General features: G+C 60.9%; 19 protein-coding genes and 2 tRNA genes. 14 read left to right on the top strand and 7 right to left on the bottom strand.

Features of this window, described 5'->3' with window-relative positions:
- The gene (uvrC, locus tag CDPAHKCJ_RS04270) at nucleotides 1–2,034 is read right to left on the bottom strand and encodes an excinuclease ABC subunit UvrC (protein ID WP_277343436.1); all 2,034 of its coding nucleotides are present in this window, start codon (nucleotides 2,032–2,034) and stop codon (nucleotides 1–3) included.
- A 284-nt stretch (nucleotides 2,035–2,318) separates the two neighbouring features.
- The gene (uvrY, locus tag CDPAHKCJ_RS04265) at nucleotides 2,319–2,981 is read right to left on the bottom strand and encodes a UvrY/SirA/GacA family response regulator transcription factor (RefSeq protein ID WP_166018801.1); all 663 of its coding nucleotides are present in this window, start codon (nucleotides 2,979–2,981) and stop codon (nucleotides 2,319–2,321) included.
- Between the two features lie 300 nt (nucleotides 2,982–3,281).
- On the opposite strand from uvrY, the gene CDPAHKCJ_RS04260 reads away from it, so the two are divergent.
- The 3 genes from CDPAHKCJ_RS04260 to CDPAHKCJ_RS04250 all read left to right on the top strand — a co-directional run bounded on the left by CDPAHKCJ_RS04260 (nucleotide 3,282) and on the right by CDPAHKCJ_RS04250 (nucleotide 4,610).
- A tRNA-Ala gene (locus CDPAHKCJ_RS04260) sits at nucleotides 3,282–3,357 on the top strand.
- A gap of 74 nt (nucleotides 3,358–3,431) precedes the next feature.
- A tRNA-Ala gene (locus CDPAHKCJ_RS04255) sits at nucleotides 3,432–3,507 on the top strand.
- Nucleotides 3,508–3,737: 230 nt separating this feature from the next.
- Nucleotides 3,738–4,610: an AraC family transcriptional regulator gene (locus tag CDPAHKCJ_RS04250; protein WP_166018800.1), complete on the top strand. Its 873-nt coding sequence runs from the start codon at nucleotides 3,738–3,740 to the stop codon at nucleotides 4,608–4,610.
- 87 nt (nucleotides 4,611–4,697) lie between these two features.
- Here CDPAHKCJ_RS04250 and CDPAHKCJ_RS04245 read toward each other — a convergent pair whose 3' ends face one another.
- Nucleotides 4,698–5,777 carry an ABC transporter ATP-binding protein gene (locus tag CDPAHKCJ_RS04245; protein WP_205700785.1) on the bottom strand — a complete coding sequence of 360 codons (1,080 nt, stop codon included), beginning with the start codon at nucleotides 5,775–5,777 and terminating at the stop codon, nucleotides 4,698–4,700.
- A gap of 115 nt (nucleotides 5,778–5,892) precedes the next feature.
- A complete protein-coding gene (gene argF, locus CDPAHKCJ_RS04240) occupies nucleotides 5,893–6,810 on the bottom strand; it encodes an ornithine carbamoyltransferase (protein ID WP_166018799.1) in 918 nt (305 codons plus the stop codon).
- A 316-nt stretch (nucleotides 6,811–7,126) separates the two neighbouring features.
- Between argF and grxD the strand changes: the two genes are divergently transcribed.
- Nucleotides 7,127–7,459 (top strand): Grx4 family monothiol glutaredoxin, encoded by a 333-nt coding sequence (grxD, locus tag CDPAHKCJ_RS04235; protein ID WP_166018798.1) that lies wholly within the window; start codon nucleotides 7,127–7,129, stop codon nucleotides 7,457–7,459.
- A gap of 112 nt (nucleotides 7,460–7,571) precedes the next feature.
- Here grxD and rnt read toward each other — a convergent pair whose 3' ends face one another.
- Entirely contained in the window at nucleotides 7,572–8,267 is a 696-nt protein-coding gene (gene rnt, locus CDPAHKCJ_RS04230; RefSeq protein ID WP_166018797.1) for a ribonuclease T, read from the bottom strand.
- 267 nt (nucleotides 8,268–8,534) lie between these two features.
- Between rnt and CDPAHKCJ_RS04225 the strand changes: the two genes are divergently transcribed.
- The 5 genes from CDPAHKCJ_RS04225 to CDPAHKCJ_RS04205 all read left to right on the top strand — a co-directional run bounded on the left by CDPAHKCJ_RS04225 (nucleotide 8,535) and on the right by CDPAHKCJ_RS04205 (nucleotide 15,078).
- A complete protein-coding gene (locus CDPAHKCJ_RS04225) occupies nucleotides 8,535–9,800 on the top strand; it encodes an argininosuccinate synthase (protein WP_225348161.1) in 1,266 nt (421 codons plus the stop codon).
- 348 nt (nucleotides 9,801–10,148) lie between these two features.
- Complete coding sequence (locus CDPAHKCJ_RS04220) at nucleotides 10,149–10,436, top strand: HlyU family transcriptional regulator (RefSeq protein ID WP_306424366.1); 288 nt, start codon at nucleotides 10,149–10,151, stop codon at nucleotides 10,434–10,436.
- Between the two features lie 52 nt (nucleotides 10,437–10,488).
- Complete coding sequence (locus CDPAHKCJ_RS04215; protein WP_166018796.1) at nucleotides 10,489–11,193, top strand: glutathione S-transferase; 705 nt, start codon at nucleotides 10,489–10,491, stop codon at nucleotides 11,191–11,193.
- A 427-nt stretch (nucleotides 11,194–11,620) separates the two neighbouring features.
- Entirely contained in the window at nucleotides 11,621–12,910 is a 1,290-nt protein-coding gene (locus CDPAHKCJ_RS04210; RefSeq protein WP_205700784.1) for a diguanylate cyclase, read from the top strand.
- A 314-nt stretch (nucleotides 12,911–13,224) separates the two neighbouring features.
- The gene (locus tag CDPAHKCJ_RS04205; protein ID WP_166018795.1) at nucleotides 13,225–15,078 is read left to right on the top strand and encodes a dihydroxyacetone kinase subunit DhaK; all 1,854 of its coding nucleotides are present in this window, start codon (nucleotides 13,225–13,227) and stop codon (nucleotides 15,076–15,078) included.
- A gap of 154 nt (nucleotides 15,079–15,232) precedes the next feature.
- Here CDPAHKCJ_RS04205 and CDPAHKCJ_RS04200 read toward each other — a convergent pair whose 3' ends face one another.
- Together CDPAHKCJ_RS04200 and CDPAHKCJ_RS04195 are read right to left on the bottom strand one after the other, a co-directional pair.
- Entirely contained in the window at nucleotides 15,233–16,117 is an 885-nt protein-coding gene (locus CDPAHKCJ_RS04200; protein WP_166018794.1) for a DMT family transporter, read from the bottom strand.
- Between the two features lie 130 nt (nucleotides 16,118–16,247).
- Nucleotides 16,248–17,099, bottom strand: coding sequence for an IclR family transcriptional regulator (locus CDPAHKCJ_RS04195; protein WP_166018793.1), 852 nt, complete (start codon nucleotides 17,097–17,099; stop codon nucleotides 16,248–16,250).
- Between the two features lie 253 nt (nucleotides 17,100–17,352).
- On the opposite strand from CDPAHKCJ_RS04195, the gene xsc reads away from it, so the two are divergent.
- From xsc to CDPAHKCJ_RS04170, 5 genes are all read left to right on the top strand, one after another.
- Nucleotides 17,353–19,173, top strand: a complete 1,821-nt coding sequence (gene xsc, locus CDPAHKCJ_RS04190) for a sulfoacetaldehyde acetyltransferase (protein ID WP_240916645.1) — start codon at nucleotides 17,353–17,355, stop codon at nucleotides 19,171–19,173.
- 153 nt (nucleotides 19,174–19,326) lie between these two features.
- Nucleotides 19,327–20,346, top strand: coding sequence for a phosphate acetyltransferase (gene pta / locus CDPAHKCJ_RS04185; RefSeq protein ID WP_166018792.1), 1,020 nt, complete (start codon nucleotides 19,327–19,329; stop codon nucleotides 20,344–20,346).
- 155 nt (nucleotides 20,347–20,501) lie between these two features.
- A complete protein-coding gene (locus tag CDPAHKCJ_RS04180) occupies nucleotides 20,502–21,374 on the top strand; it encodes a DUF2971 domain-containing protein (RefSeq protein ID WP_166018791.1) in 873 nt (290 codons plus the stop codon).
- Between the two features lie 55 nt (nucleotides 21,375–21,429).
- The gene (locus tag CDPAHKCJ_RS04175) at nucleotides 21,430–21,861 is read left to right on the top strand and encodes a hypothetical protein (RefSeq protein ID WP_166018790.1); all 432 of its coding nucleotides are present in this window, start codon (nucleotides 21,430–21,432) and stop codon (nucleotides 21,859–21,861) included.
- Nucleotides 21,858–22,442, top strand: coding sequence for a hypothetical protein (locus tag CDPAHKCJ_RS04170; RefSeq protein WP_166018789.1), 585 nt, complete (start codon nucleotides 21,858–21,860; stop codon nucleotides 22,440–22,442). Before CDPAHKCJ_RS04175 ends, CDPAHKCJ_RS04170 begins: the two co-directional genes overlap by 4 nt.
- The last annotated feature ends 16 nt before the right edge of the window (nucleotides 22,443–22,458 follow it).

Below are 22,458 nucleotides of genomic sequence, written 5' to 3'. Positions count from 1 at the left end.
TCAGCCATGCAGCGCTTGATGGATCAGCTCGGCGAGCGATTCGCTGATGCCGGGCACGCGCGCCAGTTCTGGTTTGGAAGCCTGTTTCACCCCCTGCAGGCCGCCGAAGAACTTGAGCAGCTCGCGGCGCCGTTTGGGGCCGACTCCCGCGATGCCCTCCAGGCTTGAGGTACGCCGCGCCTTGTCACGCTTGGCGCGGTGGCCGGCGATGGCGAAGCGGTGCGATTCATCGCGGACATGCTGGATCAAGTGCAGCGCCGGTGAGTGGCTGTCGAGGTCCAGGGTGTCATGCACCGTCTCGATGAACAGCGTCTCGAGCCCTGCCTTGCGCGTGGTGCCCTTGGCCACCCCGAGCAGGATGATATCGGTCACCCCGAGGGACTCGAACACCCCGCGCGCCATGTTGAGCTGCCCCTTGCCGCCATCGACCAGCAGGATATCCGGGCGTTTGCCTTCGCCTTCCTGCAGGCGCTTGAAGCGCCGCGTCAGTGCCTGTTGCATGGCGGCGTAGTCATCGCCGGCCGTCACGCCTTCGATATTGAAGCGCCGGTAATCCGACTTGATCGGACCGTCATGATCGAAGACCACGCAGCTGGCCACTGTCGCCTCGCCATGACTGTGGGAGATGTCGAAGCATTCCAGGCGCTTGGGCACCTCATCGAGCCCCAGCGCGTCGCGCAGCGACAGGAAGCGGTTGGACAGCTGCTGGCGGCTGGCCAGCTGGGTGGCCAGATGTTGCTCGGCGTTGGTCTGCGCCAGTGTCAGCCACTGGGCGCGATGGCCACGCACCTGATGCGCGACCCGTACCCGCCGTTCGGCCTTCTCGCTCAAGGCGCCTTCCAGCAGATTGGCGTCTTCGAGGGCCAGCGAGGTCAGCACCTCATCGGGCATCTCCCTGTCCTGGCCGAGGTAGTACTGGCTGACGAAGCCGGTCAGCAGCTCGCTGCTGGTCAGGTCCAGACCATTGCCGGGCGAGAAGTGGCGCGCGCCGAGCATGCGCCCCTGACGGACCGAGACCACGCTGATGCAGAGCCCGCCGGGGCGCTCGGCCAGTGCCAGAATGTCCGCGTTGCCGGTACCGGTATCGACGTACTGCTTCTCCTGCATGCGGCGCAGCTGGGCGACCTGATCACGCAGGCGGGCCGCTTCCTCGAATTCCAGCCGCATGGCCGCGTCTTCCATCGCCTGACTGAGCTCGTCGGTGACCTTGTCGCTCTGGCCGTTCAGGCACATCACCGCATGTTCCATGTCGCGGCGATAATCCTGCTTGCTGATGTAGTCGACACACGGCGCGGTGCAGCGGTTGATCTGATATTGCAGGCATGGGCGCTCGCGGTGGGCGAACACCGAATCCTCGCAATTGCGCAGGCGGAAGATCTTCTGCATCAGGGTCAGTGATTCGCGCACCGCGACGCTGCTCGGGTAGGGGCCGAAGTAGCGTCCATCGTTGCGCTTGTGGCGCACGCGCTTGAACTCCAGCGCCGGATAGTCGTGATGCTGGCTGATGAAGACGTAAGGGTAGGATTTGTCGTCGCGCAGCAGGATGTTGTAGGGCGGGCGCAGCTCCTTGATCAGGGTCTGCTCCAGCAGCAGGGCCTCGGTCTCGCTGCGCGTGATGGTGACCTGCACATCGGCGATGCGCCCGACCAGTGCCTGGGTCTTGGCATTCAGGCCGGTATTGCGAAAATAGCTGGAGAGGCGCGCCTTGAGGCGCTTGGCCTTGCCCACGTACAGCACGTCACCGGCGCTATCCAGCATGCGATAGATACCGGGCGCGTCGCTGACATGCTTGAGGAAATGGCGGGCATCGAAGCCGGTCGCCTCGCTGCCCCGCAGCAGATCACTGCTCGCGTCGCTGGTGATCAGGCGACTGGAGACACGCGCGGCGTCGCTGCGTGCGCGGCTGTCAGCCTGCGCACTCGCTGAGGACGCAGGTTGGGCATCAGGCTGGCTGGCGGTGTCTGCCGGCTCCTCATTCTCGGGCGACTGAGAAGTGGTGTCCGTCATCGTGGGATCAGTGTGCTGCTTGGCCATGAGGTTCCTCGTCCAGAGATGCCTCGAGTCTATCAAACAAGGGCGATTGCTCGCAGGCATGGGGGCAACAGGGCCATGCTGCAATGCCTGCTGTCATGACCGGCCCGGTCAGGACGCGCCATTCACGAACGTCTCAGACAGAAACGCCTCATGCATGAACGCCTCATACAAGAACGCCACCCGGGGAAGGTGGCGTCGTTGCATGAGGCGTTGTCGGCGCTGCTCGGGAGTGTCACGAGTAGCGCGGGCCTGCAGTGTGTGGCGTGCCAGCAGCGTGTGCTTGCTCAGGGCTCGTCAGGACGATCCAGCACGTAGTCATCCAGCAGTTGGTGACGCATGGCCAGATGCGTCATCTCCACATCGCTGGTCACGCCAAGCTTGTCGAAGATGCGGTAGCGGTAGGTGTTGACCGTCTTCGGGCTCAGGTGCAGGCGGTCCGAGATCTCGCTGACGCGATGGCAGTTGACGATCATCGTCGCCACCTGCAGTTCTCGGCTCGATAGCTGATCGAAGGGATTGCTGCGCTGGGTGTCCATGCCCGAGAACACCAGGCGCTGGGCGATTTCCGGGGACAGATAGCGTTCGCCAGCGGCCACCTGATGGATGGCGCGAATCATCTCGTCAAAGGGCGTGCCCTTGGAGATGAAGCCGAAGGCTCCCGCTTCCAGCAGGCGTTTGGCGAAGGACTCTTCCAGGTAGGCGGTCAGCACGATGACTCTGACGTCGGGCAGGCTGCGCACGATCTTCTGCGTGGCTTCCAGGCCATCGACGCCGGGCATGCGAATGTCCATGAGCACGATATCCGGGCTGTGCTCACGGCAGAGTTTGATCGCGGTTTCGCCATCCGAGGCTTCTGCAATCACCTTGAGCCCATCCTCTAGCTCAATGGTACGGACGATGCTGGTACGCACCAGGTGGTGGTCGTCAGCGACAAGAACCTTGATCAAGGCGGCTCCAGTAAAGATGTCAACAAGCAGTGAAATGAATGCGGGATCCAATGTACCCATTGGGCAAGGGCTTGTCGATGCCCTGTCATCCAGTGCGTCGCGTTCAGGATAACCACTACTGATATAGTGCTAGCGTGTTTCCTGCTCATTGTGATTGGCCGTGAGTCGGTCAGCGAGTCCCTTCGCAGAACAGTGCCTCGCGATGTGATCCTGAGACTTCATGCGCTCCACAAAGCGCAGCAAAAATAAGAGGTTGACGACGTATTCGTCGCTCTGTAACATGCGCTCCATCGTGAAGACGGGGCCTTAGCTCAGCTGGGAGAGCGCAACACTGGCAGTGTTGAGGTCAGCGGTTCGATCCCGCTAGGCTCCACCATGATTCACGACAAGCCTGTCTCGGTTTCACGTGCCTCTTGCCTGCAAGTGACATGCGAAATGACAGTCTGATTCGGGGCCTTAGCTCAGCTGGGAGAGCGCAACACTGGCAGTGTTGAGGTCAGCGGTTCGATCCCGCTAGGCTCCACCAGAATTCTTGAAAAAGCGGTCATCCTTCGGGGTGGCCGTTTTTTTGTGCTTGGCTTTCCGCTCGTCCCTGTCAATTTCACCTATATAGCTGCCAGTACCCGGGTCTGCCAATGCTGAGGGAGATGGGCAAGAAATCTCACCCAGGCTCTTGATTGGCTGGAATGTCTGAAAATAATTGCCTGATCATCTCAATGGATTGATGAGAGGCAGGCTTGGCGCTAGATTGGCGACATGAGCAGACAAGAGATCACACGACTCGTGGAGAGCCTCGCCCACGAGGAAGGCATTCGAGAGACCGCAGTGAAGGGCGTGCAGCTCTTTCGCATGACGGAGCCCGTGCGCTGCGCGCCGGCCATCTATGAGCCCGCCGTGGTGGTGATCGTCAGCGGTGCCAAGGAGGCGATACTGGATGGCGAACGGCATGTCTATGACAGCCGCCAGTATCTGTGCTGTCCCATCTCGATGCCGGTCGAGGCGGGCGCCCCCATGGCGTCGCCAGAGACACCGCTATTGGGCGTCTACCTCTCGCTGGACACGCGGGTGATGACGGAGCTTGCCATCGAGATGGAAAGCGCCGCGGGGCTTGTGCACAAGCCGGGCAGGGGTCCGCTGCCGCCGGGGCTTGCCCTGGCGCATTGGGACGCCGCCTTCAGCGATGCCTTGTTGCGACTGCTGCAGGTGGCACAGAGCCCTAGCGATGCGGCGATATTGGGAGAAGGGCGGCTGCGGGAGCTTTACTACGCCGTCCTGAAGGGCGAGGCGGGGGAGTCGGCGCGGCGCGCCTTCGGCGTGGGCAATGAGATCGCGCGGGTAATCGATTACCTCTCCAGCCGCCTGGATGAGCCGGTCAGCATTGACGACATGGCCGGGCGGGTCGGCATGAGTCGCGCTGTCTTCCACCGCAAGTTCAAGCAGGCGACCACGATGTCGCCGATCCAGTTCGTGAAGTCCATGCGCCTCAATACTGCCGCCATGCAGATCGCCACTGGCAAGACCGTCAGCGAGGCGGCCATGGCCGTGGGTTATGTCAGCTCCTCGCAATTCAGTCGCGAATTCAAGCGTCTGTACGGGCAGTCGCCCAAGCAATGGAGTCAGTTCAAATAGCGACACGCCACGAGCGGGACATGAAAAAACGGCCATCCGAAAGGAGGCCGTTTTTTCATGGCTGACGATCATCCTGCGCGTGGGGCGCTAGAGCACCGCTTCACTCTCCTCGACACGCTCGAAGAGGATCAGATGGTCGGCCTGGATACGCAGCATGACCTGCTCGCCGGGCTGATAGTCGTGATGGCTGTTGAAGGCCGCCTCGACTTCCCGCCCGGAAGGCAGCGCCAGCCGGTAGAGGGTGCTGGTACCGGCGAAGGTCGCGCTGAGCACGCGCGCCTTGAGGTCGGTGGCTTCCGAATCTCCTTCGGCCAATACCAGGTCATCCGGGCGCAGCAGCACATCCACCGGCGTGCCGGGTGCATACGGATAGGCACGGTTGCCGCGAATCACGCCCAGCTCCGTGCTCACGCATTCGTTGTCCTTCAGCGTGCCGGGGATGAAATAGCCCTGGCCGATGAAGTTGGCGACGAAGCGCGTGGCGGGTTCGTGATACAGATTGAACGGCGTGTCCCACTGCTGCAGATGACCGCCGTGGATCACGCCGATCTTGTCGGCCATCGCGAAGGCCTCATTCTGATCATGGGTGACCAGCACCGCGCTGATGCCGAGGTGCTTGAGAATCCGCCGCACCTCCTGGCTCAGCTGACGACGCAGCTCCACGTCCAGATTCGAGAACGGCTCGTCGAGCAACAGAATGCGCGGCTCCGGTGCCAGCGCACGTGCCAGGGCCACGCGCTGCTGCTGGCCGCCGGACAGCTCATGCGGGAAGCGCTCGCCGAGATGGGCGAGGCCGACCAGCGTCAGCAGCTCCGTCACCTTGTCATTGCGCGCTTCACGGCTCATGCGACGCACGCCGAAGGCCACGTTGTCCGCCACGCTCAGGTGGGGAAACAGCGCGTAATCCTGAAAGACCATGCCGACATGGCGCTGCTCCGGTGCGGTCAGATGGGTCGCGCTGGACAGCACCTCGCCTTCGAGACGAATCTCGCCCACCGCCACCGGTTCGAAGCCGGCAATCGCGCGCAGCAGCGTGGTCTTGCCGCAGCCGGAGGGGCCGAGCAGGCAGGCAATGTCACCCTTGTTGAGGGAGAAATTGATGTCGCGGGTCACGACGGTGGTGTCGTAGCGACATTCCAGCGAATCGATCTGAAGGAGCGGTTGCATGATGGCAGGTCAGTCCGGATGGCGATGAAGGCAGCGGAGCAGAGGAGTGTCCGTCTCGCTTGGGCATACGCGTGCGCCGCCTGCGTGGATGCAGGCGGCGCCAGGCAGGACGATCTCAGTCCTGACGACCCAGCATCAGGAACTCGAGCAGTGCCTTCTGGGCGTGCAGGCGGTTGCCTGCTTCCTGCCAGACGACGGCGCGCGGGTCATCCAGCAGTCCCATGCTGATCTCTTCGCCGCGGTGTGCCGGCAGGCAGTGCAGGAAGATGACGTCGTCGGCGGCCTTGTCGAGCATGGCTTCGTCGACCTGGAAGCCGGCAAAGTCGGCTTCACGCTTGAGCTGCTCTTCCTCCTGGCCCATGGAGGCCCAGACATCGGTGGTCACCAGATCCGCGCCTTGCACCGCTTCCTGCGGATCACGATGGATGCTGACGCGCTGGCCAGCCGCCGCGACGATCTCGCTGTCCGGCTCGTAGCCTTCCGGGCAGCAGATGCGCAGAGTGAAATCGAACTGACGTGCGGCGTTGATCCAGGAATGGCACATGTTGTTGCCATCGCCGATCCAGACCGCTGTCTTGCCCTTCACGGAACCGCGGCATTCGGTCCAGGTCATCACGTCGGCCAGCAGCTGGCACGGATGGTAGTCATCGGTCAGCGCATTGATGACCGGCACGCTGGAGGCGTCGGCGAAGGCTTCGATGTCGGAGTGGGCGAAGGTGCGGATCATCACGCCATCGACCATCTCGGAGAGTACGCGCGCGGTGTCGCCGATCGGCTCGCCACGGCCCAACTGGGTGTCGCGCGGCGACAGGAACAGCGCATGGCCACCGAACTGGGCCATCGCCGTCTCGAAGGACACGCGGGTACGCGTGGAGGACTTCTCGAAGATCATCGCCAGGGTGCGGTTGGCGAACGGCGTATAGACCGGACCTTCCTTCTTCAGCCCATCCTTGATGGTGATGGCGCGCTGGATGAGGTAGTCGAGTTCTTCCGGAGAAAGGTCAAGCAGGGTCAGAAAGTGCCGGGTGGCCATCGAGCGGGCTCCTGTCAGGGTCTCGGGCAGCGCCATCGAAAAGGGCGCCATGCGTCGGAGGGAAGGAAGTCGCCGACGATCACGGCGCCCGGATGGCGCTGCCTGTCAAAAGAGCCATCCTAGCCAGCTCGGCACGAGCGTGCAACGCTCACGCCGTGATCAAGGCGGCCATGGCGCGCGCTGCAGGGCCGATGCGCGCTGCTGCAGACAGCAATCCACAACTCGGGCACTATCGGGGGCTGAATTCATGGCTTACCCCCAGTAGAATGAGGGAATGACACTCACGGGCCTTGCGCCCACCGTCCGAGGATTGCACATGAGCACTACCATCGAATCGATCGAAAAGCAGATTGGCGAGAACCCGATCCTCCTGTACATGAAGGGCACTCCGCAGCTGCCGCAGTGTGGTTTCTCTGCGCAGACCGTGCAGGCCGTCATGTCCTGCGGCGAGCGTTTCGCCTTCGTCAACATTCTCGACAACCCGGACATCCGCGCCGAGTTGCCGAAATACGCCAACTGGCCGACCTTCCCGCAGCTGTGGGTCAACGGCGAGCTGGTCGGCGGTTGCGACATCGTGGTCGAGATGTACCAGAACGGCGAACTGGAGCCGCTGATCAAGCAGGCCGCTCAGGAAGCGTCTGCCGAGTGATCGGTATCTTCTGATCGGAGTCGATTTGACCCGAACAATTCCGTTCAGAAAAAACGCCCCCGCAGCCTGGCTGCGGGGGCGTTTTCGTGTCTGACAGTCAGAAATCCGTCAGTCAGGGCGCAGGCGTATCGAGAGAGGCCGGCACCTCATCATTCATGCCCTGTTCCTTCATCGCCAGGTCCCAGCCGCCCAGGTCCTTGAAGCGGTTGACCATCGCGCAGAACAGCTCCGCGGTGCGCTCGGTGTCATAACGCGCCGAGTGGGCGGAGGCGTTGTCGAACTCGATGCCGGCAGCGCGGCAGGCGCGCGCCAGTACCGTCTGGCCATAGACCAGCCCCGCAAGCGAAGCGGTATCGAAGCACGAGAACGGGTGGAACGGATTGCGCTTGATACCGCAACGCTCGACCGCCGCGTTCAGGAAGCCCTGATCGAAGGCCGCATTGTGGCCGACCAGCACCGCACGTGTGCAGCCGTGCGCCTTGATGGCCTTGCGCACCGGGCTGAAGATCTCGCCCAGCGCCTGATTCTCGGCCACCGCGACCTGCTTGCGCACCGGGTTGTCGAGATCGATCCCGGTGAAATCCAGTGCCGACTGTTCGATGTTGGCGCCCTCGAAGGGGGCCACGTGGAAGGCATAGGTCGCATCCGGCACCATGTTGCCATCGTCGTCCATGGTCAGCGTGACGGCAGCGATCTCGAGCAGTGCATCACCGGCGGCATTGAAACCACCCGTCTCGAGGTCGACCACCACTGGCAGAAAGCCACGGAAGCGCTGTGCCATCTGTGTGCGCTCGCTCGCCTGGGTCATCAAGATCTCCAATCCCGTCATAGCATCTCGTGCTGCGCCGTGCATATTGCCGACGCTCAAGGTGGCCAATTGTAGCAGGGCGAAAAGGGCGCGTCGCGGCGCTGGCCGCGTGCCGGGGTGTCTCTGGCCCTCCTGGCAGTATCGGTGAGGTGCCAGCCTCGCTATAATCGGCGTCACATCGTGATTCGGGTAGATGAGCGGCTGCGCTTGCGCGGCCTTCGCTCGTCTGGACCGGGCGATCCAACCCCACCTGCGGCCACGGTGTTCATCAGTGGTACGCGGGAACTACAAGCATCAACTCAGGAGTCAAGCATGTCCGACGTGCAAAAGGTCGTTCTCGCCTACTCCGGCGGCCTGGACACTTCAGTCATCGTCAAGTGGCTGCAGGAAACCTACAACTGTGAAGTCGTGACTTTCACAGCTGACCTCGGTCAGGGCGAGGAAGTCGAGCCGGCGCGTGCCAAGGCAGAAGCCCTCGGCGTGAAGGAGATCTACATCGAAGACCTGCGCGAGACCTTCGTCCGCGATTACGTCTTCCCGATGTTCCGTGCCAACGCCATCTATGAAGGCGAGTACCTGCTGGGCACCTCCATCGCACGTCCGCTTATCGCGCGTCGTCTGGTCGAGATCGCCAACGAGACCGGCGCCGACGCCATCTCTCACGGCGCGACCGGCAAGGGCAACGACCAGGTGCGTTTCGAGCTGGGCGCCTACGCGCTGAAGCCGGGCATCCAGGTCATCGCGCCGTGGCGTGAGTGGGACCTGAACTCCCGCGAGAAGTTGATGGAATACTGCGAGCAGCACGGTATCGAAGTCGACTACGCCAAGAACAAGAAGAAGTCTCCGTACTCCATGGACGCGAACCTTCTGCACATCTCCTATGAAGGTGGCGTGCTGGAAGACCCGTGGACCGAGTGCGAAGAAGAGATGTGGCGCTGGAGCGTCAGCCCGGAGCAGGCGCCGAATGACGCGACCTACATCGATCTGACCTACACCAAGGGCGACATCACTGCCATCGACGGCAAGGAAATGGCCGCTCACGAAGTGCTCGAGTACCTGAACAAGGTCGGCGGCGCCAACGGCATCGGCCGTCTCGACATCGTCGAGAACCGTTACGTCGGCATGAAGTCGCGTGGCTGCTACGAAACACCGGGCGGCACCATCATGATGCGTGCTCACCGTGCCATCGAATCCATCACTCTGGACCGTGAAGCGGCTCACCTGAAGGACGAGATGATGCCGAAGTACGCCGAGCTGGTGTACAACGGCTACTGGTGGAGCCCGGAGCGTCGCATGCTGCAGGCGGCCATCGATGAGTCCCAGAAGGTCGTCAACGGTGTCGTGCGTCTCAAGCTCTACAAGGGCAACGTGATCGTTGTCGGCCGTCAGTCCGAAGACTCGCTGTTCGACGCCTCCATCGCGACCTTCGAAGACGATGCGGGCGCCTACGACCAGAAAGATGCTGCCGGCTTCATCAAGCTGAACTCCCTGCGCCTGCGTATCGCGGCCAGCAAGGGACGTGGCATCGAGTAATCTCTGATCCGATAGCCTGATCTCGGAACACCATGACGCCGGCCCCTGCTGCAGCCATTCGCTGCCATAGGGGTCGGCGTCGTGCTATCCGGCTGTCTGTGCCACGTTGTCAGGCTGTCGATGTCGCGCTGTCAGGCTGTGGATGCCGCGCTGTCGGCAGCCGGAGCCGGGCGCGCTTTCGTCTGATGAGGTGCTGATCATCCAGGGCACGCATGACGCTCAGGGACGTTGCTGGGCGCTTTTCTCCCCCGTGGGTGCATGCGATGCTGACAGAAGCCCCTTTTCATTGTCATTTCTGCACGTAGATCGCCGGCGACCGTCATGGCGGCCGGCCAAGGAAGATGTCTCATGCTGGGTATGCTGAAGAAACTGTTTGCCGCAGGCGAGCCTGCGCCGGTCAAGGAACCGGAAGCCACTGAATACAAGGGCTATCTGATCGTGGCGATGCCGCAGAAGCACGATGGTCAATACCGGGTGTCGGGCGTGATTCGCAAGCCGGTGGAAGGCGGCGAGATGCTGGAGCACCGTTTCGAGCGCTCCGACACCGTGCCGGGCGAAGAGGGCGCCGTGGAGCTGACCCTGCTCAAGGCGAAGCGCACCATCGATGACCTGGGTGACAGCATCTTCGAGCGCTGATCGCCCCGGAGCTGACCGCTGCGTATTGCCCCCCACCTTCAGGAGCACGCCCATGATCACGGTTCACCATCTGGAAAACTCGCGCTCGCAGCGCATCCTGTGGCTGCTGGAAGAGTTGAATCTTGAATACCGTCTGCAGACCTATGCCCGCGACGGCAACAGCATGCGCGCGCCCAAGGCGCTGAAGGAGATTCACCCGCTGGGCAAGGCGCCGATCATCACCGACACCACGCTGGCGGGAGAGAACGCCGAGCCGGTGGTGGTCGCCGAGTCCGGCGCCATCATCGAATACCTGATCGATCTGTACGCCGGCCAGGGCAGCGGCAGCACTGCCCATCTTCGTCCACCCGCCGGCAGCCAGGCCGAGCGTGACTATCGGTTCTGGCTGCATTTCGCCGAAGGCTCCGCGATGCTGCCGCTGATGCTCAGGCTGGTATTCTCGCGCCTCGACAAGCCGCCGGTGCCGTGGCTGGTGCGCCCGATCGCACGCAAGCTTGCCAAGGGGGTCAACGACAGCTTCATCAGCCCGGAGATCAAGGCGCATCTCGTCTACATGGATACCTGTCTCGAGCATCGTCAGTGGCTTGCCGGTGACTCGCTGACCGGTGCCGATATCCAGATGAGCTTCCCGATCCAGGCGCTCGATGCGCGCCAGGGGCTCAAGAATCATCCGAATATCCAGGAATGGCTGGCGCGTATCCGTCAGCGCGAGGCCTTTCAGCGTGCCGTGGCCAAGGGTGGCGAGCTGGCACTCTGACGCGCTGATGCTTTTGCGCTCTGAGGTGCTGATGCCCGGGCGCGATGTGCAAACATCATATGGCTTGCGCATTTTTGCGCTATTGATGTGATTGAGACTTTCGTCGGGATTCTTTCGGCGTTCGGGCTGTCACATCTGGATCTTATATCGATAAGTCCTGTTTTAGGTGTTTAAGCTACAGTTAGTGCTTATTGACCTCGGGCGGGCGACAGCCTCCCAGCCACGAGGCTGGGCGGCGAAGCGCCAAGGACGCAAGACCCAACCGCTGGAAAGCGCCGCAACACAGAACGGCATGACAGTTCGTCAAGGCATAACAACAAGACAGAACAGAAGACCGTGAGCGATGCATCGGCAAGCGAGTGGGGAGTCCGCCGTGGTGTCGATGGATGAACAGGATGCAGGACAAGGAGTCGACCGGGGGCCTGGCATGGCACGCAAGAGTCTGCGTGAACAATCACTGGAACAAGCACTCCAGCAGATGGAACGCGACAAGGCTCGCCTTGAACGCCGACTAGCGGGGCTGGAAGAGAAACTGTCGACGACGCTCGACGGTACCGGCCTGCGCCTCTGGCAACTCGAAGTGCCCAGCGGCAAGCTCACCATCTTCAACTATCGCTGGGGGCGCATGCTGGGCTATCAGCCCGGCGAGCTGAACGCCCATTTCGATGTCTGGCGTGAGCACCTCCACCCAGAAGACCGCGACGAAGTGCTCGCCAACCTCAATGATCACCTTGAGGGGCGTACCGAGGTCTATCAGGTCGTGCATCGCATGCTGGCCCGTGACGGCAGCATCACCTGGGTCGCCGACCGCGGCCGAGTGGTCGAACGCGATGAGCACGGCAATGCCCTGCGCCTGCTGGGCACGCATACCGATATCAGTCATGAGAAGGACTACGAATCGCGCCTCAATGCGCTGGCCAGCACCGATGCCCTGACCGGGCTTGCCAATCGCCAGGCCATCAACAGCTGGCATCAACGACCGCTGGCGGATGACAGTGCCTTGATCTTCATCGACCTCGACGGCTTCAAGCAGGTCAACGACCAGTTCGGCCATCGTGCCGGCGACGAAGTGCTGGTGCTGGTCGCGCATGGCCTTAACGATGAGCTGCATCGACTGGGCATCCACCATCATCTCTCGGCGCGTTTCGGCGGCGACGAATTCCTCTTTCAGCTGCCCCGCATGTCACTGCCGCGTGTCGAACATGTCGCCCGTCGCTGGCTGGAGCGCTTCACGCACCCTCTCGAGATCAGTGGTGGCCTCGGTCGCATCGGCCTGAGCATCGGCATCTGCTTCGGGCGCGATGCCGACAATCGCTTCGCGCTGGCGCTGGAACAGGCCGATCAGGCGATGTACCGGGTCAAGCACCACGGCAAGCACGGCTTCCGAGTGCACGCGCCGGTAAAGTACTCTTCCGGCGAATACCAGACCGGCGAATACCAGGCCTCGAATCTGGCAGCCCCCGGCAGTCGTCTGCCTTCCTGGCTGCATCCGGAGCCCGCGCCGAAGCCCGCGCCGGTATCGCAGCAGGCGCCGGCGCCCAGGCCAGCCTCCCAGTCGCCGCCCAGGCAGCAGGCAGCTTCTGCCGGTACCGAATCTGCCGATACCAAGCCTGTCGATGCCAAGCCTGTCGGTGCCAAGCCAGCTAATACCGAGCGTGGCGATAGCGTGTCTGCTGATTCCGAGTCTGCCGATGCCAGGGCCAAGGAGGAAAGGTGACTCGCATGACAAACGAGCCTGAGTCTCACTGGCTCCCGACATCGAAAGCCCCCCGCACGCGCAGGCGTCGGGGGGCTTTTGTCTTTCCGGCCGCTCGATTGACGGGCGTGGCGCAACGCTGCAGCGCGAATGCCATCATTTTCTGATATGACTATTGCAACCGGCAAGGTCGCGAACGACGCTGGGGGGGACGGCAAGGCAGGGTGAGCCGAGGTCCCTTGGTGTCATGAAAGCGTCATGGCACAGGACAGGCATGAACGGTGGCCTCAAGCGCCGCCTATATCAGCAGGGCGAGTGTCCTCAAGGAGAGAAGGATGAGTAGCAGCGAGTCTGGCCGACAGTTCATCAATCAGCCACGCCAGGTCGTCGCAGAGGCGCTGGAAGGCTGCGCACGACTGCGCCACCCGGATGGCAGTGGCGTGCGGCTGTCAGCCCCCGCCAGTGGCATGCGCCTGGTAGTGCGTGATGACTGGGCGCGTGATCAGGTCGCGCTGATATCCGGTGGCGGTTCGGGGCACGAGCCCGCGCACGCAGGCTTCGTCGGCGCGGGCATGCTGACTGCCGCCGTATGTGGTGAGCTGTTTGCCTCGCCGACGGTGGACGCCGTGCTGGCGGCGATCCGCGAAGTTACCGGCGAGGCCGGGGCCTTGTTGATCGTCAAGAACTACACCGGTGATCGCCTCAACTTCGGGCTGGCCGCCGAGCGGGCGCGTCAGGAAGGCTTCAAGGTCGAGATGGTCATCGTCGCCGACGATGTGGCGCTGCCCGACAACCCGCAGCCACGCGGGCTGGCCGGCACACTGCTGGTGCACAAGGTCACCGGTGCGCTGGCGGCACGCGGGGCGGGCCTCAAGGAAATCACCGCCGTCGCGCGTCGCGTCGCCGACAGCTGCTCGACCCTGGGCGTGGCCTTCAATGTCGGCCGCCATCCCGGCAAGCCGCGTGAGCAACGCGCACCGGAACTGGGGCTGGGCATTCACGGCGAGCCGGGTGCCATGGCGCTCGAGCTTGGCGGCGCCTCGGATACCCACGGCGTGCATGCGGTCATGGACACCGTGGTCACGGCGCTGGTGCAGGGCCATTCGCGCAAGGAGGCCGGCGGCGACCTGCCGGCCAGCGGCCATCTGCTGCTGATCAATGATCTGGGCGGTTGCTCGGCGCTGGAACGCAGCCTGCTGCTGAACGAGGCGCTGACCCATCCGTCGCTGCAGGCGCTGGGCATTCATGCCGTGGTCGGCCCGCAGCCGCTGATGACCTCGCTGGACATGCATGGCTTCTCGCTGACACTGCTGCCGTTGGATAGCTTGCTGGAAGAAGCGCTGAGCGCCAGCTGCGCGCCGGTGGCCTGGCCGGGCGTGCAGTCGGTGACGCCACTGACGCACTTCACGCCGAGTCAGGACGCCGCAAGAACGCTCAGCGACGAAGCCTCGGATGCCATGCGTGCTCAGGCCAAGGCCGACTGCCAGGCGCGTGCCGCCCGCGGCGTGAAATCGCGTGCTGGTCTGCCGGGCGATCCGCAGGTCGAGCAACGCCTGCGCGCGGCGCTGGAAATCCTGCTTGCCAGCGAGGCGGACCTTGACCGCCTCGATGCCATCAGCGGCGACGGCGATACCGGCAGCACCTTCGCCAGCGGTGCGCGCGCGGTGATCGAGGCGCTGGAAGACTGCGAGCTGGCGTGTGGCGATTCCGGTGAGCTGATGGCCACCATCGGCAAGCAGCTTGCCCACGGCATGGGGGGGTCCAGTGGTGTGCTGCTCTCGACGCTGTTCACCGCCGCCGCCACCCGCTGGAAGGAGCAGTCGGAGGCGAATGGCCAGGCCCCGCTGGGCCAGCGCTGGCACGACGCCCTGAGTCACGGCGTCGCCCGCATGCAGCATTACGGCGGTGCCTCACGCGGCGACCGCAGCCTGCTGGATGCGCTGTTGCCGGCCCTGGAGGCACTGCAGTCTTCGCTGCAGACGACAGCGAGTGGTCGCGTCGATTGGGCCGCGATGGCACGGGCCGCCCGCCAGGGCGCGGATGCCACTGCCGAGATGACCAAGGCACGGGCCGGACGCTCCGCCTACGTGCCTTCTTCCCATCTGGTCGGCAACAGTGACCCGGGTGCGGAAGCCGTGGCGCGTGTCTTCGAAGCGCTGGCCGATGCCGCCGAGGAAGCGGCGGGCTGATTCGATTGACCGGCTGAGCCGGTTGATCCGAATGATCAGCGTCTGGGCTCCCCGGACCCACAAAGCTCATAAACCAGAAGCCCCATGAACAAGAAGGCCCGCCCCATGAACCTCACGTTCAGGGGGCGGGCCTTCTTGCATCGCGCAGCAGTCGTCAGGCGACTTTCTGGCGAGTCGGCAGACGAATCAGTCGGGTGGCGATGGCGGTGCCCAGCAGGGTGATGCCCATGCCGGTGAGGATGCGCGCATCGATCACCTCATCGAGCAGCATGTTGCCCCACAGCAAGGCGCTGACCGGTACCAGGAAGGTGACGGAAGTGGTCGCGGTGGCGCCGGCGCTGGCCAGCAGGCGGAAGAAGATCAGGAAGGCGAGGCTGGTGCTGAGTACCGCCAGCGCGATGGCGCTGCCCCAGGCCTCCAGACTGACGCTGGCCTGTGGCCACATCCACAGGCCCGGAATCAGCAACAGCAGGGAAGACATCAGCGAACTGCCCGCGGCCAGCACCGGTGAGGGCAGGTGGCTCAGGCGCTGGCGTGAGAAGTTGGAGGCGAAGCCGTAGCAGAAGGTCGCGCCCAGGGCGGCGAGGATGAACCAGCCATCGCCGCCGAGCTGGAAATCGAGGCGATCACTCGACAGCACATAGACCCCGCTGAAGGCCACGGCCAGTCCCAGATACTGCTGCTTCTGGATCGGCGTGGCGAACAGCGCCATGCCCAGCAACGCGGTGAACAGCGGCGTGGTGGCATTGATCAGCGAGGTGAAACCGGCCTCCAGCTGGGTGGTGGCCAGCGCCAGCAGGCAGAAGGGCAGCGCCTGACTGGTCAGCCCCAGCACCGCAAGCGGGCCCTTGTGTTCCCACAGCATCTTCAGACGGCCCGCGCCCAGCAGCAGCGGGGCCAGCACCAGCGCGCCGATGCCCATGCGCAGCAGAATCAGCGTGGTCGGGCCGAATTCCGGCGCGGCCACGCGCATGAAGATGAAAGACATGCCCCACAGGGTGGACAGCAGGACAAGACGCAAGGCATCGCTGGCGGACATGGTGTTCTCGACGTGGCGTGTGAAAGGCAGTCCGCTAGGCTAGCCCCTCATGCGCGTCACGGGAAGCACGACCTTGTACCTGCCGCTCTTCTTTCCCAGCCCCCCCAGCTCCAGCTCCAGCCCGCTGGCCTCAGGCGGAGGGTATCGCGCCGCGCTGGATGGCGGCGATATCGCGGGCGGCGCGCTCGAGTGCCGGCAGATGCTTGAGCATGTCCTCGCGCGTCTGGCGCATCACCGGCGCCTGGATCGCCACGCCGATGTTGGAAGGCCCATCGGGATTGGGTGCCAGCACCGCGATGCACACCAGACCGGGCAGAAATTCCTCGTCATCCAGCGCGAAGCCCTGCTGGCGGACCTGCTCGATCTCGGCCTCGACGGACTCGATGTCGGTCAGGGTGTTGCGCGTCATCGCGTTCAGCGGCGTGCCGGTGAGCAGGCGGCGGCGCTGGGCGGGCGGCATCTGGGCCAGAAACAGCTTGCCGCTGGCGGAGCAATGCACCGGCACTCGTGAACCGGGGTGCAGATAGAAGCGCAGCGGAGCCTGGGTCTCGACGCGGTCCAGATACAGCACTTCGCTGCCTGACAGCGCGGTGATGTTGCAGCTTTCGCCCACCTCTTCCATCAGCCGGCTGAGCACGCCGTGGCGTGCACCCTGCACGGTGTCGTTGAGCAGCAGGTTCTCCGCCAGGCGGCGCAGACGGCTGCCCTTGCTGTAATGGCGGTTGTCCGCCTCGCGCTGCAGCATGCCGCTGCCTTCCAGCTGCTGCAGCATGCGGTGCAGCGTCGGCTTGGGCAGGCCGGTTTCTTCCACCAGTCCCTGCAGCGTGAAGAACTGGTCCTTGGCGGCGATCACCTCCAGCAGCGCCAGCAGGCGCTGGGCGGGTGTATCACCCTCTATCTTGCTGCCTTCCTTGCCGGTGTCCTTGTCTGCGTCCTTGCGGTCACGCGGCAGGCTCGCCTGGGGCTGGGTGGCACTGTTCATGGGCTTTTCCCTCCTTCAATCCGTGCGCGGGGCAGTGTGGCGCCGAAACGCTCGGCCCGTCAGTGCCTTGCGTTGCTGTGCCTACTTTAACAGTACTCCATTCATCGGAAGAAGTTTCTAAAAAAGGAGTGTTTTTGATCATTTTCCGAAATATGACTTGACGGACCGTGCGGCGAGGGCTAATTTTGGTCACATGTTTCGGTAATCGGAACTAAATGTATCAATAAACATAAAATTTAGAGTTGGAGACGCCATGAGCACTCAAGACAGCGCAGACAATCGCAAGGTCGTGCAGGGCAAGCAGAAGATGACCCCTTCCGAGGCCTTCGTGGAAACCATGGTCGCCAATGGCGTCACCGACATGTTCGGCATCATGGGCTCCGCCTTCATGGATGCGATGGACATCTTCGCCCCGGCCGGCATTCGCCTGATCCCGGTAGTGCATGAGCAGGGCGCCGCCCACATGGCCGACGGCTATGCTCGCGTCTCCGGCCGTCACGGCATGGTCATCGGCCAGAACGGCCCGGGCATCTCCAACTGCGTCACCGGCATCGCGGCCGCTTACTGGGCGCACAGCCCGGTGGTCATCGTCACCCCGGAAGCCGGCACCACCGGCATCGGCCTGGGCGGCTTCCAGGAATGCAAGCAGCTGCCGATGTTCCAGGAATTCACCAAGTACCAGGGCCACGTCACCCACCCGTCGCGCATGGCGGAATACACCGGCCGCTGCTTCGATCGCGCCATGTCCGAGATGGGCCCGACCCAGCTCAACATTCCGCGTGACTACTTCTACGGCGAGATCGAGTGCGAGATTCCCAAGCCGGCACGCGTGGACCGTGGCCCGGGTGGCAGCAAGAGCCTGGATGAGGCAGCCGAGCTGCTGGCCAGCGCCAAGTTCCCGGTCATCGTTTCCGGTGGCGGTGTGGTGATGGCGGATGGCGTCGAGGAGTGCAAGGCACTGGCAGAGCGTCTCGGCGCGCCGGTGGTCAACAGCTACCAGCACAACGATTCCTTCCCGGCCAGCCACCCGCTGTGGTGCGGCCCGCTCGGGTATCAGGGCTCCAAGGCGGGCATGAAGCTGATCTCCCAGGCCGATGTCGTCATCGCGCTGGGCACGCGTCTCGGGCCGTTCGGTACCCTGCCGCAGCACGGCATGGACTACTGGCCCAAGGACGCGAAGATCATCCAGATCGACGCCGACCACAAGATGCTGGGCCTGGTGAAGAAGATCTCCGTCGGCATCTGCGGTGACGCACGTGAAGCGGCCATCGCCCTGACCGAGCGTCTGTCCGGTCGCAATCTCGAGTGCGATGCCACCAAGGATTCGCGCCTCAGCACCATCCGCGAAGAGAAGGCCGCCTGGGAAGCCGAGCTTGACGAGTGGACCCACGAGAAGGACGCCTTCAGCCTCGACGCCATCGACGAGGCCAAGGACGAGAAGCCGTTCTCCGGCGGCGAATACCTGCACCCGCGTCAGGTCCTGCGCGAGCTGGAAAAGGCCATGCCGGAAGATGTCATGGTCTCCACCGATATCGGCAACATCAATTCCGTGGCCCACAGCTACCTGCGCTTCGACAAGCCGCGCAGCTTCTTCGCCCCGATGAGCTTCGGCAACTGCGGCTACGCCCTGCCGACCATCATGGGGGCCAAGACTGCCGCGCCGGAACGTCCAGCCATCGCCTACGCCGGTGACGGCGCCTGGGGCATGAGCCTGATGGAAATCATGACCGCCGTGCGTCACGACATTCCGGTCACCGCCGTCGTCTTCCACAACCGTCAGTGGGGCGCCGAGAAGAAGAACCAGGTCGAGTTCTACAACCGCCGCTTCGTCGCCGGTGAGCTGGACAACCAGAGCTTCGCCGAGATCGCACGCTCCATGGGGGCCGAAGGCATCACCGTCGACCGCCTGGAAGACGTGGGCCCGGCCCTCAAGAAGGCCATCGACATGCAGATGAACGAAGGCAAGACCTGCGTCATCGAGGTGATGTGTACCCGCGAACTGGGCGACCCGTTCCGCCGCGACGCCCTCAAGAAGCCGGTGCGTCTGCTCGAGAAGTATCAGGATTACGTGTAACGCCCGGCCCTTGCGCGCCTGAGTGGACAGGCGCGCAAGCGAACATGGCGCAACACGCAAGCTAGACGGAACCTCTCCCTTGCCCCGGCCATTTCTGATGTCCGGGGCTTTTTGGATGTGTCGGCTGCCTGCAAGGGCAGCGAGGAGACAGAAATGAAGGCACTCAACAACATTCTGGCGCGGGCCAAGGCCGACCCGCGCCGTATCGTGCTCTGCGAAGGGCAGGACATGCGGGTGGTGCAGGCGGCGGTGAGCGCGGCGGACCAGGGCCTGGCGCAGGTGATGCTGGTGGGCGACCCGACCGTCATCGCCGCCACCGCCAGAGAAGCCGGGCTCGAGGATGGCTCGCTGGAAAGGTGTGAGCTGATCGACCCTGCCACCTGCGAGCACACCGCCAGGCTTGCCGAGGCGCTGCACGCGCATCGCGCGGCCAAGGGCATGACGGCAGAGCAGGCCGCCGAGAAGATTCGTGATCCGCTGACGTTTGCCAACATGCTGGTGCGCGAAGGGTTGGCGGATGGCTCGGTGGCGGGGGCGGTGAATACCACCGCCGATGTGGTGCGCAGCGCCATCCAGTTACTGGGCCTGGCGCCGGGCAGCAAGCTGGTCTCCAGCTTCTTTCTGATGATGCTGTGCAAGCCGTTCCACAACCTGAAGGGCGGCATGATCTTCTCGGACTGCGGGCTGGTGATCGACCCCGACGCGGAAGAGCTGTCGCAGATCGCGCTGGCCGCCGCCGACAGCGCTCAGGCTCTGCTCGGGGAAGACCCACGGGTGGCGATGCTGTCGTTCTCCACCAATGGCAGCGCGCATCACGCCTCGGTGGACAAGGTAGTGCAGGCCGCGCATCTCGTGCGGGAGCAACGCCCGGAGATCGCCATCGATGAAGACGTGCAGCTCGACGCCGCCATCGTGGCGGAAATCGCCGAGCGCAAGCTGCCCACCTCGCGCGTCAAGGGCACCTCCAACGTGCTGGTGTTCCCCAATCTGGAAGCCGGCAATATCGGCTACAAGCTCGCCGAACGCATCGGCGGCGCCGAAGCCATCGGCCCGCTACTCCAGGGCCTCGCCAAACCCGCCAACGACCTCTCGCGCGGCTGCTCCACCGCCGACATCCTCAATGTCATTGCGGTGACTGTCGTTCAGGCACAGCAGCGTACCCCGCAAGACTGATTTTCTCATTGGCTCTTGGTTAGCCGTCCTCGGAGGAATAGGCAGGCGAAAGTCTGCCTGTTAAAAGCTACTGACTTATATTGTAATTGTTATTAACTGTTTTTTGAACTAATATGCTTCTTTAAATTTGTCTGCAAATTGATCGGAGTCTCTATATGGACAAAGTATATCACTATACAAGTCAAGCTGGATTGATTGGTATGCTAAGTTCTGGCGCTGTGTGGTGTACTAATTCAAATTTTTTGAATGATTCTACAGAGTTTGCGAACTTAATAGATAAAGCAAGATATGTTTCTGGGGAAATTTATGAAAATGAAGATTATTATGAAACTTTTGCATGGTTTGTAAGGAAAGAGTTGGATTCATTGCTAATAGAAGATTTCTATGTGTCGTCTTTTAGTGAATGTCCAGACTTATTAAGCCAATGGAGAGGATACTGCCCTAAAGGGAGTGGATATTGTTTGGGATTCGATCGTAAAATTATCGAAGATTATTGCATAGATAATAATTTTAGATTTGAGAAGTGTGTGTATAGTAATAGAGCTAGAGAGTTAGCTATAGCTGAACTGTTTAATATAGCCCTTGAGAGTTTTCCTAAGCAAAATATAAGTAGTGAAGAGTTTAGCGCTTTAGATTTCAAGGAACAGTTAGACCATATGCTTTTTTATCGTGATGAAGTGCTAAGCAATAAATCTGATGTAGCGCATGAAGTTGTTCGAAATTTAAGTCATAGCCTGCTAGAGCTAGCATGTAGATTTAAGCATGAAAGTTTTCATGAAGAATCTGAGTGGCGAATTGTAGCTAATAAGTCTGATAAAAATTTGTGTTTTAGGGATGGTGCTTCATATGTGATCCCGTATATTGTGCTTGATATACTGAAAAATAACAAAATGGCGCTTAGAGAAATAATTGTAGGACCAAATCCTAGCCAGCTTCGAGCACGATCTTCCGTAGAAATATTGCTAAAAGAAAATGGATATAGCAACACCCTCGTTCGCGGATCAAATATACCCTATAATTATTGGTAGTGGTAATCGTTTTTGAATTTTAAAAGTATTATTTTTATTATTATGGAAGATTAAAGTGCTTGATGATATTAAGAAACTATTGCTGAATATAGCTAATTATTCTGGGGATGATTTTACCGGCTTAGGGATAGTAGTTTATGATGATATATTGAATATCCCTATTTTTCCTCTGCATAAAAATAGCTTAGTTGCAAGTTCTCCTGATGTAGAGAGCTATTTGCTTAGTATTTCTAAAAAGACCAATATATTCCATGATGGCTTTCATTTCCTTTCTAGCAATCTATCTTTAACACATATCTCATATTATTTTTCACCCCCTATAGTTAATGAATTAGAGATTGAAAGGTTAGGTATTGGGGGTAGGTATATGGCAGCAATTTTTGGCTCATGCTTAAGTGATGTTTATTTAACTGGCATTGTGACTGAAAGCAAGCGAGTTGTATTGTTTGTAGATGGAGTAGAGATTTATTACAGGGAGGTGAAATGATCGGACTAGTCTCTATACAAAGAGTTGTTGTTTTGGTAGCAGTTTTCTATAGTGTTGCAGTAGCTATCATTGTAAGTTTGCTAGGTAGTGGTAATGATGTTTTTGAACATATATTGTGGTCATTCAAAGCAGCCTTTCTTCTAAACTTGTTAATACTTATTTTAGTTCACTTGGTTTGGAGGAAGTTATGGAAAGTATTTCCAATACTTAATAATATTTTGTTTCCAGATCTTAATGGTAACTGGAGCATGAAAATACATTGGAGCTATGAAGGAAATAGTGACACTGTAAGCGCTAGGGCGGAAATAAAGCAAACCCTTTTCAGTATAAGTATGTCCGTATCTTCAGATGGTTCCGATTCTGATACTTTGCTTGTGGTACCTAAGAAAGAATTAGAATCTAGTGGTGTGCTGCTGTATTACGTGTACCGAGTTATACCTAAGCATAAGAATGGTAAGTCTGATTCTGCATACAATGGTACTTCAATTTTGAGGATAAAAAGTAAGAATTTTGATAGGCTTGAAGGAAATTATTATACGGACAAGTCAACAAAAGGATATTATACGTTAATTAGAGAGTAATTTTTTAAGGTGTGTG

The organism is Cobetia sp. MB87 (assembly GCF_011319755.1).
In the GTDB taxonomy this organism is placed as follows: Bacteria; Pseudomonadota; Gammaproteobacteria; order Pseudomonadales; family Halomonadaceae; genus Cobetia.
This window is presented reverse-complemented; position numbering and strand designations above follow the sequence as displayed.

Excerpts from the sequence above, each read along its gene's own strand:
- uvrC (WP_277343436.1), bottom strand. The coding sequence starts at position 2,034 with ATGGCCAAGCAGCACACTGATCCCACGATGACGGACACCACTTCTCAG.
- CDPAHKCJ_RS04250 (WP_166018800.1), top strand. The coding sequence starts at position 3,738 with ATGAGCAGACAAGAGATCACACGACTCGTGGAGAGCCTCGCCCACGAG.
- CDPAHKCJ_RS04245 (WP_205700785.1), bottom strand. The coding sequence starts at position 5,777 with ATGCAACCGCTCCTTCAGATCGATTCGCTGGAATGTCGCTACGACACC.
- argF (WP_166018799.1), bottom strand. The coding sequence starts at position 6,810 with ATGGCCACCCGGCACTTTCTGACCCTGCTTGACCTTTCTCCGGAAGAA.
- grxD (WP_166018798.1), top strand. The coding sequence starts at position 7,127 with ATGAGCACTACCATCGAATCGATCGAAAAGCAGATTGGCGAGAACCCG.
- rnt (WP_166018797.1), bottom strand. The coding sequence starts at position 8,267 with ATGACCCAGGCGAGCGAGCGCACACAGATGGCACAGCGCTTCCGTGGC.
- CDPAHKCJ_RS04220 (WP_306424366.1), top strand. The coding sequence starts at position 10,149 with ATGCTGGGTATGCTGAAGAAACTGTTTGCCGCAGGCGAGCCTGCGCCG.
- CDPAHKCJ_RS04215 (WP_166018796.1), top strand. The coding sequence starts at position 10,489 with ATGATCACGGTTCACCATCTGGAAAACTCGCGCTCGCAGCGCATCCTG.
- CDPAHKCJ_RS04210 (WP_205700784.1), top strand. The coding sequence starts at position 11,621 with ATGGCACGCAAGAGTCTGCGTGAACAATCACTGGAACAAGCACTCCAG.
- CDPAHKCJ_RS04205 (WP_166018795.1), top strand. The coding sequence starts at position 13,225 with ATGAGTAGCAGCGAGTCTGGCCGACAGTTCATCAATCAGCCACGCCAG.
- CDPAHKCJ_RS04200 (WP_166018794.1), bottom strand. The coding sequence starts at position 16,117 with ATGTCCGCCAGCGATGCCTTGCGTCTTGTCCTGCTGTCCACCCTGTGG.
- CDPAHKCJ_RS04195 (WP_166018793.1), bottom strand. The coding sequence starts at position 17,099 with ATGAACAGTGCCACCCAGCCCCAGGCGAGCCTGCCGCGTGACCGCAAG.
- xsc (WP_240916645.1), top strand. The coding sequence starts at position 17,353 with ATGAGCACTCAAGACAGCGCAGACAATCGCAAGGTCGTGCAGGGCAAG.
- pta (WP_166018792.1), top strand. The coding sequence starts at position 19,327 with ATGAAGGCACTCAACAACATTCTGGCGCGGGCCAAGGCCGACCCGCGC.
- CDPAHKCJ_RS04180 (WP_166018791.1), top strand. The coding sequence starts at position 20,502 with ATGGACAAAGTATATCACTATACAAGTCAAGCTGGATTGATTGGTATG.
- CDPAHKCJ_RS04170 (WP_166018789.1), top strand. The coding sequence starts at position 21,858 with ATGATCGGACTAGTCTCTATACAAAGAGTTGTTGTTTTGGTAGCAGTT.